Source organism: Nocardia niigatensis NBRC 100131 (assembly GCF_000308655.1).
Lineage (GTDB): Bacteria > Actinomycetota > Actinomycetes > Mycobacteriales > Mycobacteriaceae > Nocardia > Nocardia niigatensis.
This window is the reverse complement of record NZ_BAGC01000048.1, coordinates 56548-71771: the sequence shown is the minus strand read 5'-3', so window position 1 is coordinate 71771 and position 15224 is coordinate 56548. Positions and strand designations below refer to the sequence as shown.

At 68.6% G+C, this 15224-nt stretch carries 16 protein-coding genes; 8 read left to right on the top strand and 8 right to left on the bottom strand.

What is annotated here, in order from left to right:
- Positions 1–97: 97 nt before the first annotated feature.
- The 3 genes from ON33_RS23185 to sigE form a co-directional block, all read right to left on the bottom strand.
- Positions 98–1645 (bottom strand): S1C family serine protease, encoded by a 1548-nt coding sequence (locus tag ON33_RS23185; RefSeq protein WP_051152675.1) that lies wholly within the window; start codon positions 1643–1645, stop codon positions 98–100.
- A 10-nt stretch (positions 1646–1655) separates the two neighbouring features.
- The gene (locus ON33_RS23180) at positions 1656–2060 is read right to left on the bottom strand and encodes a hypothetical protein (protein WP_040861154.1); all 405 of its coding nucleotides are present in this window, start codon (positions 2058–2060) and stop codon (positions 1656–1658) included.
- A 92-nt stretch (positions 2061–2152) separates the two neighbouring features.
- Positions 2153–2845 carry an RNA polymerase sigma factor SigE gene (gene sigE, locus ON33_RS23175; RefSeq protein ID WP_040861153.1) on the bottom strand — a complete coding sequence of 231 codons (693 nt, stop codon included), beginning with the start codon at positions 2843–2845 and terminating at the stop codon, positions 2153–2155.
- A gap of 233 nt (positions 2846–3078) precedes the next feature.
- Between sigE and ON33_RS23170 the strand changes: the two genes are divergently transcribed.
- From ON33_RS23170 to ON33_RS23145, 6 genes are all read left to right on the top strand, one after another.
- Positions 3079–3726, top strand: a complete 648-nt coding sequence (locus ON33_RS23170; RefSeq protein WP_169336835.1) for an O-methyltransferase — start codon at positions 3079–3081, stop codon at positions 3724–3726.
- 229 nt (positions 3727–3955) lie between these two features.
- Entirely contained in the window at positions 3956–4591 is a 636-nt protein-coding gene (locus tag ON33_RS23165) for a TetR/AcrR family transcriptional regulator (RefSeq protein WP_040861152.1), read from the top strand.
- A 34-nt stretch (positions 4592–4625) separates the two neighbouring features.
- Complete coding sequence (locus tag ON33_RS23160; RefSeq protein WP_040861151.1) at positions 4626–5567, top strand: ABC transporter ATP-binding protein; 942 nt, start codon at positions 4626–4628, stop codon at positions 5565–5567.
- Positions 5564–7225, top strand: a complete 1662-nt coding sequence (locus ON33_RS23155) for an ABC transporter permease (protein ID WP_040861150.1) — start codon at positions 5564–5566, stop codon at positions 7223–7225. Before ON33_RS23160 ends, ON33_RS23155 begins: the two co-directional genes overlap by 4 nt.
- Positions 7226–7438: 213 nt before the next feature.
- Positions 7439–7657 carry a hypothetical protein gene (locus tag ON33_RS23150; protein WP_040861149.1) on the top strand — a complete coding sequence of 73 codons (219 nt, stop codon included), beginning with the start codon at positions 7439–7441 and terminating at the stop codon, positions 7655–7657.
- A gap of 60 nt (positions 7658–7717) precedes the next feature.
- Entirely contained in the window at positions 7718–8194 is a 477-nt protein-coding gene (locus ON33_RS23145) for a hypothetical protein (RefSeq protein WP_157184682.1), read from the top strand.
- Between the two features lie 18 nt (positions 8195–8212).
- Here ON33_RS23145 and ON33_RS23140 read toward each other — a convergent pair whose 3' ends face one another.
- Both ON33_RS23140 and glgC read right to left on the bottom strand, forming a co-directional pair.
- The gene (locus ON33_RS23140) at positions 8213–9397 is read right to left on the bottom strand and encodes a DUF7373 family lipoprotein (RefSeq protein WP_040861147.1); all 1185 of its coding nucleotides are present in this window, start codon (positions 9395–9397) and stop codon (positions 8213–8215) included.
- A gap of 128 nt (positions 9398–9525) precedes the next feature.
- A complete protein-coding gene (gene glgC, locus ON33_RS23135) occupies positions 9526–10740 on the bottom strand; it encodes a glucose-1-phosphate adenylyltransferase (RefSeq protein WP_040861146.1) in 1215 nt (404 codons plus the stop codon).
- A 147-nt stretch (positions 10741–10887) separates the two neighbouring features.
- Between glgC and glgA the strand changes: the two genes are divergently transcribed.
- Positions 10888–12057, top strand: a complete 1170-nt coding sequence (gene glgA / locus ON33_RS23130; RefSeq protein ID WP_040861222.1) for a glycogen synthase — start codon at positions 10888–10890, stop codon at positions 12055–12057.
- A 12-nt stretch (positions 12058–12069) separates the two neighbouring features.
- Here glgA and ON33_RS23125 read toward each other — a convergent pair whose 3' ends face one another.
- Positions 12070–12579 carry a GNAT family N-acetyltransferase gene (locus tag ON33_RS23125; protein WP_218001498.1) on the bottom strand — a complete coding sequence of 170 codons (510 nt, stop codon included), beginning with the start codon at positions 12577–12579 and terminating at the stop codon, positions 12070–12072.
- 69 nt (positions 12580–12648) lie between these two features.
- Here ON33_RS23125 and ON33_RS23120 point away from each other — a divergent pair, with 69 nt between their 5' ends.
- Positions 12649–13554 carry a LysR family transcriptional regulator gene (locus ON33_RS23120; RefSeq protein WP_051152673.1) on the top strand — a complete coding sequence of 302 codons (906 nt, stop codon included), beginning with the start codon at positions 12649–12651 and terminating at the stop codon, positions 13552–13554.
- Positions 13555–13614: 60 nt separating this feature from the next.
- On the opposite strand, the gene ON33_RS44470 is transcribed toward ON33_RS23120, so the two are convergent.
- Together ON33_RS44470 and ON33_RS39895 are read right to left on the bottom strand one after the other, a co-directional pair.
- Complete coding sequence (locus ON33_RS44470) at positions 13615–14841, bottom strand: putative RNA methyltransferase (RefSeq protein ID WP_051152672.1); 1227 nt, start codon at positions 14839–14841, stop codon at positions 13615–13617.
- A 107-nt stretch (positions 14842–14948) separates the two neighbouring features.
- Positions 14949–15116 (bottom strand): DUF3117 domain-containing protein, encoded by a 168-nt coding sequence (locus ON33_RS39895; protein WP_083869218.1) that lies wholly within the window; start codon positions 15114–15116, stop codon positions 14949–14951.
- Between the last annotated feature and the right edge of the window lie 108 nt (positions 15117–15224).

The window sequence follows — 15224 nt, the reverse complement described above, 5'->3', positions numbered from 1 at the left end:
CGATTCTTCCCTCCCTCCGCTCCCCCGCTGCGCTCCTCCGCTCCGCTCAGTCCAGAATCGAGACGGGCCGCGAACTTCATGTTCATGTTGCTTACCGTCAGTCGGATTCCAAGGTGACCGGGACGTCGACTTCACGGCCGTCACGAATCAGGCGCACCGTCACGGTCTGGCCGATCTCGTGCTGCTGCACCGCAACGGTCAGTTCCTCCGGACCCGACACATCCCGGTCGCCGACCTTCACGATCACGTCGCCCTCGACGATGCCCGCCTTGGCCGCCGGGCTCCCGGCCTGCACATCGGCCACCGCCGCACCGCTCATCACGTCATTGGCGACGATCTTGGTCTTGGCGCTCACGCCCAGCCGCGGGTGGTGCACCGAGCCGTCCCGGATCAGCGCCTGCGAGATGCGCTTGACCTGATCCACCGGGATCGCGAAACCCAGGCCCACCGAACCGCCGCTCTCGGACTTGATCGCCGAGTTGATGCCGATCAGCCGGCCCTGCATGTCCACCAGCGCACCGCCGGAGTTGCCGTGGTTGATGGCCGCGTCGGTCTGCACGGCGTCCAGGGTGGCGTCGGTGTCGGTGCCCTCACCGCCCACCTTCACCGGCCGGTGCAGCGCCGACACGATGCCGGAGGTGACCGTCTTCTCGAGTCCCAGTGGCGAACCCAGCGCCAGCACGTCGTCACCGACCTGCACGTCGCTGGAATTGCCGAGCTGGATCACCGCCAGGTTCTTCACGTCGACCTTGAGCACCGCCAGGTCCGACTTGGTGTCGCGGCCCACGATCTGGGTCGGCACCCGCGAGCCGTCCGAGAACACCACATCCAGCTTGGCCTTGCCCGACTTGTCATTGGCGGCCAGCGAGATCACGTGGTTGTTGGTGACGATGTAGCCGGCCCCGTCGATCACCACGCCCGATCCCGTGGACCCGGTGTCGCCCAGCCACGCGCGCACGGTGACCACCGCGGGCATGACGGCATTGACTACCTTGGTGATCTGATTGTGCGATTCGCTGCCGGCCGGCGCGGACTGCAGCGCCACCTTGCGCGAGGTCAGCGCGGAGGCCGACGAGCCGGTGAACGCCCCGACGAACCCGCCGAGCAACCCGATGAACGCGGCGACGACCGCGAGCAGCGCCAGCGCCTGCCAGGCCACCCGGCCACCGAACAGCACCTCCCGCGCACCCAGCTTGGAACCGGGCGTCAACGGCCGCGGCTGCGCCTGGGCCACGGCCGGAGTGCCCAGGCGCGCAGCCGAATTCGGGTCGCGCCACGGATCGGCGGGCGCGGCCGGGGCGGTCGCCTCTGTCGTGGCCTCCGGGTCCCGCTGCAACAGGTCGGTCGAACCCTCCGGGCGACCGAACGCCTCCGCCAGCACCGCGTCCGGCGGGCGATTCCGAATCTCGGTATCCGCCGGCGCCGCGGCCGCCGCGGCACTCGCCGCGCGGGCGGCGAACGAGCCGCGCTGACCGTCCGGGCGGCGGAAGGCGCGCGCGGTGTGTTTGTCCACATGCGGCCGCATGACCGGCCGTGGCCCCAGCACCGGTGCGTCCGACGGCCTCAGGTTCCCCCGATTGGCCGCCGAATCGGAAGCCGCATCCCGCTCGGGCCCCGAGCCCGTGTTCTTCGATTCGGTGGTCACGCTATGGACTCTACTTGCGCCACCACGAGGTCCACCGCCTGCTGTCGAACGAATCTTGGCGCAGGCCGAAGGAACTCATGCCGCGCGCCAGCGGGCCCCGATCGCGTTCGGCGGGATCGGGCGCCTGATGATTGCCGCACTCCTGCAGCAGCGCCCGCGGAATTCGGCTCAGCGTGTCGTGCAGGCTCAGCGGGGCGGAGATCTGATCCGAGGACTGCCGCAGCGCGATCCGGGCCTGCTGCTGGGCATCCACCTCGGCCGCGCACTCGCGGCACACGGAAATATGGTGGGCGGCACGCAGATACGCGTTCATCCGCAGTTCGCCGTCCACGTAGGCGGCGATGGCCTCACTGGCCAGATGCTCGGTGGGGGCGAAACGCGGGGGACGACGATGCGGTCGGTCCTCGCCACTCATACGCTGCACACCCTTCCGGACGACTCGAGCTGTTCGGGCGGCACCAGCCCGGACGGACGGTGCCCAGGAAGCGCGGGCGCAGTACCCGCGGCTCACCCGACCTTTTCGGTGGCGGCGAATCGCCGCTCAATCCCATTATGCTCGAGGTGTTCGCGCAGTGCCTGACGTCCTCGGTGGATGCGGCTGCGCACGGTGCCCAGCTTGACGCCGAGCGTCGCGCCGATCTCCTCGTACGACAGGCCCTCGATGTCACAGAGCACGACCGCGGCACGGAACTCCGGGGCCAGCGAATCCAGCGCGGACTGCAGATCCGGGTCCAGGTTGGCATCGTGATAGGCCTGCTCGGGACCCGGGCCCTCGGAGGGAACCCGGTCGTAGTCCTCGGGCAGCGCCTCCATGCGGATGCGGTTGCGACGGCGGACCATGTCCAGGAACAGGTTGGTGGTGATGCGGTGCAGCCAGCCCTCGAAGGTGCCGGGCTGGTAGTTCTGCAGGGAGCGGAAGACCCGGATGAAGGTTTCCTGGGTCAGGTCCTCGGCGTCCTGCGGGTCACCGGTGAGACGGTAGGCCAGTCGATACACGCGGTCGGCGTGCTCGCGGACCAGTTCGTCCCAGGTCGGCATGACGGAACGATCGCCGGTGGCGTCGAAGGCGGCGGTCCCGGACAGGGCGGCCTCGTCGTCGGCGGGGGATAGAAGGAATTCGCCGTCCAGCGGGGTTTCGCTGTCCAGCGGCTTGATCTGCGGGTGCAGAGTGTTGGCGTGTTCACGCGCCGCGTCGACCATGTGGATGGGGTTACCTCCTACTCGGGACCGTGAACCTGGTATCGAGGACAACCCATCGGCTGGATCAGCTGTTCCCGATGCCGAGCCCGCGGTCGCTGGCCTGGCGTGAGCATTACTCTGGTCGGTCGTGATGTGGCCGCTGTATGCAGAGGCTGAGGGACACCTGAGAAAAATCGCCACACCGGCCGGTCACCGCCACGCCTTACCGGTGTATCGCCATTAGCCTCTACTGCGTGAGCCAGACTCCCGCGGCACAGAACCTGCAGCGCAACCTCGCCTACGTGGAGGAATCCGTCGCCGAGGACGACATCCTCGTCGGTGCGCGCGAGCGCGCCCTCGAACTCGGTGCGGCCCCGGTCGCCCCGGCGGTCGGCGCGCTGCTCAGCATGTACTCCCAGTTGCTCGGGGCGCGGGCCGTGGTCGAGGTCGGCACCGGGGCCGGGGTGAGCGGCCTGTGGCTGCTGGACGGCATGCGCGAGGACGGCACCCTGACCACCATCGACTCCGAGCCCGAGCATCAGCGCGCGGCCCGCGAGGCGTTCCGGTCGGCCGAGATCGCGCCGGCGCGCACCCGGCTCATCAACGGACGGGCCCTGGATGTGCTGCCGCGCTTGGCAGACGGGGCCTACGACCTCGTCTTCATCGATGCCGCGCCGCTCGAGCATCCGCAGTATGTGGAGCAGGCGGTGCGGCTGCTGCGGGAGGGCGGCGCGATCCTGCTGCACAATGCCCTGCTCGGCGGGCGGGTGCCGGATCCCGCCCAGCGTGATCCGCAGACCATGGCCGTGCGGGCGGCGACCCGTGCCATCGCCGAGGACCCGGATCTGACGAGTGTGCTGATCCCGGTCGGTGACGGGCTGCTCTGCGCTTCGCGCGGGTGAGATTCAGCGCCTCGTGCGGGTGAAAACTCAATGCCCGGTGTCGAATTCGATTCCGCCGTGGCGTTCCGCGCGACGATAGTCCGCGTGGCAATAACTGCAGCCGGAGAGCTTTCCCGGCGCGGAAATTCTCCGGTGACGAAGTGCCCGGGCGTCTGGATTTCGTAAATCCTCGCGACTCGAGCCGAAAGGCCCTTGCCCTCGTCTTGAACACGTGTTTAATCTATTAAACATGCGTTCAACCGACGATCTGACAACCCGGGCACGGATTCGCGACGCCGCGATCACCGTGTTCGGGGAGCAAGGGTTCGGGGTCGGCGTGCGGGCCATCGCGGCTGCGGCGGGAGTCTCTCCCGGGCTGGTCAATCACCATTTCGGGTCCAAGGACGGGCTGCGGGAGGCGTGCGACGAGTGGGTCCGGGAGACGATCCGGGCAGCCAAGATGGAGTACATCGAGAATCCCTCGCCCGGCGGGCTCATGCGGCAGCTGGCCGAGATCGAGGAGTTCGCCTCGGGCATGGCGTACCTGATGCGCAGCTTCCAGGCGGGCGGGTCGCTGATGACGACGTTCTTCGAGCACATGGTCGAGGACACCGAGCAGTACCTGCGCGCGGGCATCGCGGGCGGGTCCATCAAACCGCTGCGCGACGTGCGGGCCACGGCCCGTTATGTCGCCACCAACAACGGCGGCGGCATGATGATGTTCCTGCAGCTCTACGCGGCCGAGCAGCCGGGGCCCATCGATTTCCGCAAGGCACTGCGCGAATACGCCGACCGCATGATGCTGCCCGCGTTGGAGATCTACACCCACGGCATGCTCACCGATTCCACGGCGCTGGACGCACTGACCACTCACGCCGAGCAATAACCCCATCAACGTCGTTTTCCTGCAAGGAGATTCGATGAACGTCTCTGCTGCCCCGGTGATCGAAGTCCGGGATCTGCACAAGCACTTCGGGCGGGTGCGCGCCCTGGACGGCCTCGACCTCGAGGTCACCGAGGGCGAGGTGCACGGCTTCCTCGGCCCGAACGGGTCGGGCAAGTCCACCACCATCCGCGTCCTGCTCGGTATTCTGACCCGCACCTCCGGCGAGGCCGTGGTGCTGGGGCGGGACCCGTGGACCGACGCGGTCTCGCTGCATCGCGACATCGCCTATGTGCCAGGCGATGTCACGTTGTGGCCGTCGCTGTCGGGCGGCGAGACCATCGACCTGCTGGCGCGCATGCGCGGCGGTATCGATCAGCAGCGCCGGGCCGAGCTCATCCAGCGGTTCGAGCTGGATCCGAGCAAGAAGGCGCGCGCCTATTCCAAGGGCAATCGGCAGAAAGTCGCTCTGGTATCGGCCTTTTCGTCGAATGCGCGGCTGCTCCTGCTGGACGAGCCGACCTCCGGCTTGGACCCGCTGATGGAGCAGGTGTTCAACGAGTGTGTGGCCGAGGCGGTCGCGCGCGGCACCACGGTGCTGCTGTCCAGCCACATCCTGTCCGAGGTGGAGAGACTGTGTGAACGGGTCACCATCATCCGAGCGGGCAAGACCGTCGAAACCGGCACGCTGGCAGAGATGCGGCATCTGTCGCGCACCTCCATCACCGCCGAAATGATCGGCAGCCCCGGGGATCTCAGTCGCATTCCCGGCGTCGAGGACATCAGCATCGAGGACCACACCCTGCACTGCCAGGTGGACAGCGAGCACCTCGGCGAGCTCATCCGGGTGCTCGGCGACGCCGGGGTGCGCAGCCTGGTCAGCCAGCCGCCGACGCTGGAAGAACTGTTCCTGCGCCACTATTCGCTCGACGATCGGGGCGCGGCCGACGAGCGCGAACCTGAGAAGGTGTCGAAATGACCGCCGTCACCGCCGCCGCACCGCGCACCTTCGAAACACCGGCATTCGCGGCGGATTTCACCGGGACCGGGAAGCTGCTGCGGCTGTATCTGCGGCGCGACCGGATCGTGTTGCCGCTGTGGATTCTGCTGCTGTCGCTGCCGCTGGGCAGCGTGTACGTCAAGAGTATCCAGAAGCTCTACCACCAGCCCTCCGACTTCCACGATTTCGCCAACGGCGTCCTGTCCAACCCGGCCGAGCTGGCCATGTACGGGCCGATATACAACGACAGCAGCCTGGGTGCGGCGGGCATCTGGAAGGCGGGGATGTTCTACACGCTCATCGCCGTGGCAACCATCCTGACCGTCATCCGGCACACTCGCGCCGACGAGGAGACCGGGCGCACCGAGCTGCTGGCTTCCACTCGGGTCGGGCGATTCGCCGGACTGACCGCCGCGCTGATCGTGGCCTACGGCGGGGCCCTGCTCGCCGGATTGATCGGATACGCCAGCATCGCGAGCACGTCCGTGCCGAAGTCGGGATCGTTGGCCTTCGGGCTGGCGCTGGCCGGGTCGGGCATCGTGTTCGCCTCGGTGGCGGCGGTCGCCGCCCAGCTGTCCGCCGGCGCGCGGACCGCGCGGGGCATCGCTTTCGCGGTGCTGGGCGTGACGTTCACACTGCGTGCCATCGGTGACGTGCGCTCCGCGGCCGGGCCGACCAGCCCGCTCACCTGGATGGCGCCGCAGGGCTGGTCGCTGCAGGTGCGGCCGTTCGCAGGCGACCACTTCGCGGTGCTGGGGCTGCACGTGCTCACCGCGGTCGTGCTGACCGTCATCGCGTATTACCTTCTGGCACACCGCGATACCGGTGCGGGTCTGATCGCCGAACGGCCCGGACCGCTGGTGGCCGGGCCCGCGCTGGCCGGTCCGCTGGGACTGGCCTGGCGGCTGCAGCGCGGGACGCTGTTGTCCTGGACGGTCGGACTCGGGTTGTACGGGTTGATGATCGGCAGCATTACCCACGGCGTCGGCGATCAGCTGGGCAGCAGTCAGACCATCCGAGATCTGATCACCCGCATGGGCGGTTCGGAATCGCTGGAGAAGTCCCTGATCAGCTATGCCTTCACCATGGTCGCGGTGGGTGCGGCCGCCTACGCGGTGTCGGCGGCCCTGCGGCTGCACGCCGAGGAGAGCACCGCGCACGCGGAAGCTGTACTCACCGGCCAGGTCTCCCGAACCCGTTGGGTGGCTTCGCATCTGACCTTCGCGCTGCTCGGCCCGGTGTTGGCGCTGGCGGTCTCGGGTCTGCTCGCGGGCCTGATCTACGGTCGTGCCGCGGGTGATGTCGGCGGCAAGGTGGGGTGGACGATGGGGGCCGCGCTGGTGCAGGTGCCCGCGGTATGGAGCTTCGTCGGGCTCACCGTCGCGTTGTTCGGCCTGCTGCCGCGCTTCACCACGGTCGTCTGGGGTTTCCTGACCGCCGCGATCGCCGTCTTCCTGCTCGGCTCACTGGCCGGTGCGCCGCAATGGTTCCGCGATCTCAACCCCTTCGAGCACGCGCCGAAGTTGCCCGGCGAACCGTTCACCGGCACCCCGCTGGTCATTCTGCTCCTGGTGGACGTGGCATTGCTCACGGTGGGGCTGATCGCGTTCCGCCGCCGAGATCTCCACTCCGCCTGAGGGCGAAGCCTCCGCGAACGGCCGTCCCGGGTATCGGGGGCGGCCGTTCGCACATCCGCCATCATGGCCGTCCGACAGCGAATCGTCGGTTGCCGGTGTGGGTACGGCGATCGGGCAGGGTGGGCGGTGCAGGGGCAGTGCTGAGGTCTGGATTCGGGCGGTGACGCGGTGGTACGCAGTAGGGGATCGATTTTCTGCTAGGAGGTGGGGGATATGTTCGAGGGACTGGCCCTCGGGGTACACCTGCCAACGGGATGGCTCTGGCCCGCACTGGTTTTCTTCGGCGGCATCCTGTTCGTGGGGCTGCTGGTACTGCTCCTGATCAGCGGCGCCCGTTTCGACGACCACGCGTCGCGCTACGTGCCCACCACGACCAGCACGTGTGAACCGTTCTGCGGGGCGCGCACGCCGGTACCCGGCTATCCGAACTGAACGGTCGCGTAGAGGTTTCCGGACCGTCGCCGCGGATACTCCACGGGAATAGTTCGACGAGTGGGGGTACCCATGGGGCAGCGGATCCCGGCCGTGGTCGGGTTGTACTTCCGCGAGGCCGGGCAGTGGCGGCGCATCGCCGAATTCCGGCTCGCCGCGGATGGGCGCGCCACCTTCCGGGCGGTGGACCCGGTCGAGGGGCTGGTCGCCCGCGTCTGGTACCACCAGGGCGTCGACCTCCTCGGCGAAAACCGCACCGTGCTGCCCGAGGACGGCGCGGCCTTCCTGCGAGCCCTGCTGCAGCCGTTCGGCTTTCGCGACTACTGGTTCCGCGACGACAGCTCACCGCGCAGCGGGCTCACCCGCACCGGGCATGCCGTCTCGCGCAGCGTCGCCCCGGCGCGCCCCGACGGCTGTGAGAACGACTGCGCGGCAGCGGAACCGGAGTGCCGCCGGTGCGCCGGGGAGCGGGCCTCCAGGTCCGCGTCCAGGCCCGCCGCGTGGCGTTCGCTGGACGCGGGCATCCTCCGGTTCTGAAGCGCCGCAACGGCTCCGCTACAGGCTGTTGGCCAGCAGCGCGTACTGTGCGGCTGCCTTCTTCTGGGCGTCGGAATCATTGGTCCCGTTGACCACGCCCACGTACTGCTTGTAGCGGACATAGCAGCGGCTCGGCGTCTTGTCCGAGTTACGGTGCACGCACTTGGTGTCCGGCACCTTGTCCGGGCCGCTGGTCGCGGTCTCCTGCAGATTGCTGATCATGCCGGTCACGAAATCCGGGGCCGCCATGGCATCTCGCAGCCGGATCACGAAATTGCCGTCGGCGCTGGACATTTCGTCCGCGCCGAAATCGGCGACCAGCTTGGTCCAGTAGGTCATGTCGTCGGAGGGCAGGATGAGCCAATTGGCCGGGAACACCGCGAAATTGTCGGCGTCGACGGTCTTCTTGTCGCGGTCGGTCACCAGGGTGCGGGCCAGCAGGCGATCGGGATCGACCGGCAGCTGCGAGATCTGGTCGTTCGGGGTCTCCTGGAAGGCGTCCAGCGTCGGGACCTGGGCGTCGAGGGTCTTCTTGGCCCAGGACAGCAGATCCTTCTGGTCGGCGCTGGGCCGCAGGATGAACAGCGAGATCACGAAGTCCTTGCGCGCCATGGTCAATCCCATGTTCGGCACGCCCGGCCGCCAGTGCGCGTAGGCGTCGGGATAGTCGGGGAGGGTGAGCTTCTGGTTCGCGTTCAGCGCGACATTGAAGTCGGCGTCCTCGAGTTCGCGGGCGGCCAGCTTGGCGCTGTCGGCGGTCGGGAAGCGCAGCACGCGGGTGGTGATGGTGGTGCCGTTCGGATCCGGATTGTCGTCGACGTCCTCCCGGTCCGAGCCGCTGGCCGCGAAGCCGGCCACGAAGCCGCGGTTGTTGAGCACGCTCTTCACCGCGGAGGACAGGTGGCTGACGTTGACCACGTCGTCGACCGAGGACAGCACCACGCCGCCGCGGCCGATATTGAGTTTCGAGTCGATCTTGACCGCCGGGGCGACGGCCGCGGTCATGCGGATGCCCTCGAGGGTGTTGCCCTTGCCGCCGTTGTTGCGGTCGTAGGTGTAGTGGTTCACCGGATAGGTCCCGGTGTCCAGGGTGCGAACATCCAGCTCACCCGCGACCGCGGTGCCGGACTTACCGCATCCGGACAACAAGGCGGTCAAGGCGAGACAGGTGATGGCAGTGACGACACGTGCCGGACGGCGCATGATGATCCCTCCCGCGCGGCCCGTCGGCGGCGGCGCTCCATATGCACAGATTTTCGGACCACAGTCGTCCGACTGTCCACTCTTATCCGTGTCGCCCGTGCGCCCGGACGAGTTGATACACCTGGTAGTCAGACCCAGATACCCTTGCCGACGGTCACCACACCGCCATTGCTCACCGCGAAACGGTCCCGATCCCGGTCCAGATCCACGCCGATGATCTCGCCCTCCGACACCACCACGTTCTTGTCCAGAATCGCGTGCCGCACCACCGCGCCCCGGCCGATGCGCGCGCCCGGCATGAGCACACTGCCCTCCACCGTCGCGCCGTCCTCCACCAGCACATTCGAGAACAGCACCGAATTGCGCACCGTCGCCGCCGACAGAATGCTGCCCGCACCCACGATCGACTCCTGGGCCAGGCCGCCGCGCCCGAACTTGGCGGGCGGAAGATTCTCGGCCGCACCACGAATCGGCCAGTGCTTGTTGTAGAGGTCGAAGACCGGATCCACCGACACCAGATCCATGTGCGCCTCGTAGAAGGCGTCGATGGTCCCGACATCACGCCAGTAGCCGCGACTGCGCTCGGTCGCGCCCGGCACCACATTGGTGGAGAAGTCGTAGACCGCGGCCGCGCCCGACCGCACCAGGCTCGGAATGATGTCACCGCCCATGTCGTGGTCGGAGTCGTTGTCGTCGGCGTCCGCGCGGATCGCGTCCACCAGCACCTTGGTGGTGAACACGTAGTTGCCCATGGAGGCGTAGGTGACGTTCGGATCGTCCGGGGTGCCCGGCGGATGCACCGGCTTCTCCAGAAAGCCGATGATGCGGCCGGATTCGTCGGAATCGATGCAGCCGAACGCGCTCGCCGTGCTGCGCGGCACCCGGATCCCCGCCACCGTCACGCCCGCGCCCGAGTCGATGTGCGCCTGCACCATCTGCTCCGGATCCATCCGGTACACGTGGTCCGCGCCGAAGACCACGATGTACTCGGGGTCCTCGTCATAGATCAGGTTCAGCGACTGCATGATCGCGTCCGCGCTGCCGGTGTACCAGCGCGGGCCCAGCCGCTGCTGCGCCGGCACCGGGGTGATGTACTCACCGCCGAAGCCCGACAGCCGCCAGGTCTGCGAGATGTGCCGGTCCAGTGAATGCGACTTGTACTGCGTCAGTACGCAAATACGCAGGTAACCCGCATTCACCAGATTCGACAGTACGAAATCGATGAGCCGGTACGCGCCCCCGAAGGGAACCGCGGGCTTGGCGCGGTCCTTGGTGAGCGGAAAGAGTCGCTTGCCCTCGCCACCGGCGAGCACGATCCCGAGTACGTGCGGCTGGCTCCTCACACCCCTGAAACTACCGCGTGCGACCGAACACCGAATGTCCAGCATGTGCCGTGTTCATCGCGATCTTGCGGGCCGCGTCGATTGGTTAGCCCCCGAGCTAACGTCTAGTTTGGACCCGTGAGTTACCGCGCGGACGGCGCTCGCGGACTGCGAGTGGCCATGATGACCCGCGAATACCCGCCCGAGGTGTACGGCGGGGCGGGGGTGCACGTCACCGAACTCGTACCGCGATTGCGGGAGCTGTGTGATGTCACCGTGCACTGCATGGGGGTGCCGCGCACGGATGCCGTGGTGCACCAACCGGATCCGATGCTGTACGCCGCCAACTCCGCGCTGCAGATGATGTCCGCGCAGCTGCGCATGGCCGACGCGGCGAACTTCGCCGACGTGGTGCACTCGCACACCTGGTACACCGGACTCGCGGCGCATCTGGCCGGGCAGCTGTACGGGATTCCGCATGTGCTGACCGCGCATTCGCTGGAACCGCGGCGGCCGTGGAAGGCCGAGCAACTCGGCGGGGGCTACCGGCTGTCCTCGTGGTCGGAACACAATGCCATCACCCACGCCGACGCGGTCATCGCGGTGAGCGCGGGGATGCGCGAGGATGTGCTCGCCGCCTACCCGGACATCGATCCCGCCAAAGTCCACGTGGTGCACAACGGCATCGACGCCGACGTCTGGCATCCGGGCGGACCCGCGGCCGGCTCGCGCGACGTGCTCACCGAACTCGGCGTGTCGCAGGAGCGGCCCATCGCCGCGTTCGTCGGGCGCATCACCCGGCAGAAGGGCGTCCCGCACCTCCTGGCCGCGGCCCGGCACCTCGATCCGGACATTCAGCTGGTGCTGCTGGCCGGTGCCGCCGACACGCCCGCCATGGAGGCCGAGGTCGCGGAGTCGGTGCGCGCGTTGCGGCGCGACCGCGACGGCGTGTTCTGGATCAAGGAGATGCTGCCCACCGAGCTGGTGCGGCAGGTGCTCGCGGCCGCAACGGTCTTCGTGTGCCCGTCGGTCTACGAACCGCTGGGCATCGTCAATCTGGAGGCCATGGCCTGCGGAACCGCGGTCGTCGCCTCCGATGTGGGCGGGATTCCCGAGGTCGTGGTGCCCGGTGAGACCGGGCGGCTGGTCCATTACGACGAGACCGCGCCCCACGACTACGAACGCGGACTGGCCCGCGCCGTCAACACCGTTGCGGCGGACCCGGTCATGGCCGCCGCGATGGGGGTGGCCGGCCGCGACCGGGCGATCGGCGCCTTCGACTGGAACCGGATCGCGGCGCGCACCGCGCGCATCTACGACCAGGTCCGCAAGGGGTAGCTGGGCGCCGGGTCAGGCGGTCAGGGGATACCGCATGAACACATCGGCACGGTCATAAGGACTCGGCGGCAGTTCCGAGGGCGGCACGTGCACGAAACCCATGTCCTCGTACAGGTGCACGGCACTGGCCAGCCGGGCATTGCTGGCCAGGAAGAACTCCGTCGCACCCAGCTCGCGCACCCGCTCGATGGCGGTGGCCAGCACCACGCGGCCGATGCCGCGGCCCCGGAAACGCGGCGACACCGCCATTTTCGACAGCTCGAACACGCCCGGCTCCTCCTGGACCAGGGCGACACAACCGACGGCCTCACCGTCCAGCCGTGCGATCAGCACCTCGCCGCCGTGCTCGACGATGGCCCGCGGATTGTCGAGGGTGGCCAGGTCGGCGGGCTCGACCGAGAAGATGGTCTCGATCCACTCCAGGTTCAGGTCCTTGAAGGCGCGGGCGTCGGCGGGCGAGGACATCGGCGCGACCACGATCGAATCGAGTTCGGGGGCGCGGGCTTCCGGCTGCTGGGTCACCACGAAAGCATGTCGAACGTCGAACCATAACGTCCAATACTTGATAGCTGCGATCGATATGATCAGCTTATGAACCCCGGTGTGGAGCTGCGGCACCTGCGCTACTTCCAGGCGGTCGCCGACGAACTGCACTTCGGCCGGGCCGCCGCCCGCTTGCACATCGCCCAGCCCGCCCTCACCCAGCAGATCCAGCGCCTGGAAACCCTGCTCGGAACCCGGCTCTTCGACCGCACCTCACGCACCGTCGCCCTCACCCCCGCCGGCCTCGTGCTGCGCGAGCGCGCCGCCGCCCTGCTCGGCCACGCCGAACGCGACCTGGCCGAGGTCACCCGCGTCGGGCAGGGCAGTCAGGGCACGCTCTATCTGGGCTTCGTCCCCTCGGTGCTGCCGCTCGAACCGCTGCGCGGGGTCCGTGAATTCCGGGAACGCTTCCCGCTCGTGCAGGTCGATCTGGTCGAAGGCTTCACCAGCCACCTGATGGAACGTCTCGCCAGCGGCACCCTCGACATGGCCATCGTCCGCGACCCCGACGACCGGCCCGGCACGGTGACCGTCCCGCTCATCACCGAGCCGTTCGTGGCCGTCCTTCCCGCTGACCATCCCGACGCCGGGCGCGCCGTGATCACCGGCGCCGAACTCGCGGGCCACCCGCTCGTCTTCTTCCCGCGCGTCGCGGGCGGACTCGCCTACGAGAAGAACCTCGCGCCGCTGCTGGAATCCGGCCGCCGCCCGCGCATCGTCCAGGAGGCCACCAACTGGACCATCATCCTGTACCTGGTCGCCGCCGGCCTCGGCGTCACCATCGCCCCGCGCAGCGCCACCTTCACCGCCCCCGATTCGGTCCGCATCATCCCGCTCGCCGAAACCGGCGCGGCCACAACGATCTACATCGCCACCCGGGCGGGCGACGACCGCCCCCTGGTCCACAACCTGCTCGGCCTGCTCCCGAACCGTCCGCAGTCACCGCCAAGATAACCGCGTCCCGAGACCGCCGCCGGGTATCGCTCCACGAACGACGTTGGGAGAGTTTCGGATTCAGCGAAGGCGATACACCGAGATCGTCACCGAGGCGGTCACCGGCATCGGATCGGGCAGGGCCGCAATCCGTTCCGCGCGCCCCTCGGCCAGATGGAACGCCGACGGCCCCATGGCCGCCACATTCGCCACATCCTCGTGCGACAGCGCCATCTCGTACTCGACCGCGTCCCGCCCCACCAGCTCGAACCGCTCCCCGAGCGACTCGGCCAGCCGATTCTCCTTGGCCGCATCCACACTCACCATTCCGAGCGGCTCGATCAGCTCACCCAGATGTCGCGCGGTAGGCGTCACCACAACGAACCGCCCCTGCGCCGCCAGCACCCGCGCCACCTCCTCGGCATTCCGCGGCGCGAACACCGATACCACCGCCCCCATCACCCCGTCCCGCACCGGCAACCCCCGCCACGCGTCCGCCAGCACCGACCCCGCCCGCCCATGCGCTCTCGCCGCCCGCCGAGCCGCCGCCTTCGACACGTCCAGCGCCACCCCCCGCGCCCCGGCCACCGCATCCAGCACCGCACCCAGGTAATACCCGGTCCCCGCCCCGATCTCGAGCACCGCCGAAGGTGCGTGCCCGGATGCGGGTGCGGCGGGCGCTGACAGGAGGGTGGCGGCGAGCCGGGCTGCGGAGGACGCGGCGACGGACCTTCCGGGCGCGGTGCTTCCGGGACGATGGCGCTCGGCACGAGCCGACGCGGCTGAGCCGGTTTCGCGTGGGTGATGGGAGCTCGTCCGATTCGCGACCGCATCGGCCCGCGGTAGGGCCGCGGGGGTGGCAGCCGCCGGGGACTCCGCTCCGAATACTGGTGTGTCGGCGTCGGTTACGGGGTGCGGAGTGGTGATGGGGGGTTCGGGTGGGGCCGCGGGGTGGAGTTCACGGCCGATACCGGGGATGCCTGCTGCGACGGCCGCGGCGAGAGCGGCGGCAATCGGAGCGAAATGGCCGGCGGCCTGAAAGGCGGTGCGGGCGTCGAGCATGGCCGGGGTGTCGCCGGTCATCTTGGTGGACGCGCCGGTGAGGAGGCTGACGTAGCCCTGCTTGGCCAGATCGAAGCTGTGGCCGTCCGGGCAGCGCAGAGCGCGGGCGATGGGGTCGCCCGCGACGGGGGCCGTGAGGGGCCCGCCGCACTGTGGGCAGGCCAGCAGGTCGGCACAGGCCAGGAGCCGATCCGCGGAGGATGGCTCGGCAGTGCCGACTTCGGGGGGATATGAGCTGTTGTTCACCGTGGTACCGGTGAGCCTGGGAGCCCCCGGGATTCTCGAGGGGTTTCGGGGGCGAAGCCCCTGAGAGTCCCGGGAGTAGGGCTCACCGGCACCGGCGAGTCGATCGATCAGCTGGTGACTTTGACGAGTTCGTCACCGAGCGCCGCGGCTTCATCCGGCGTGAGCTCGACGACCAGACGCCCGCCACCCTCGAGTGGAACCCGCATCACGATTCCACGCCCTTCCTTGGTTGCCTCGAGGGGACCGTCCCCGGTGCGGGGCTTCATGGCCGCCATCCTCTGCTCCCTCCAGATCTGCGCGGTCTGCTGCGCACTTTCATGGAACTCCAGTTGTCACCAACCAGGCAGCCCGCCGGCATGTGGCGGGCTACACCATGCCCATTC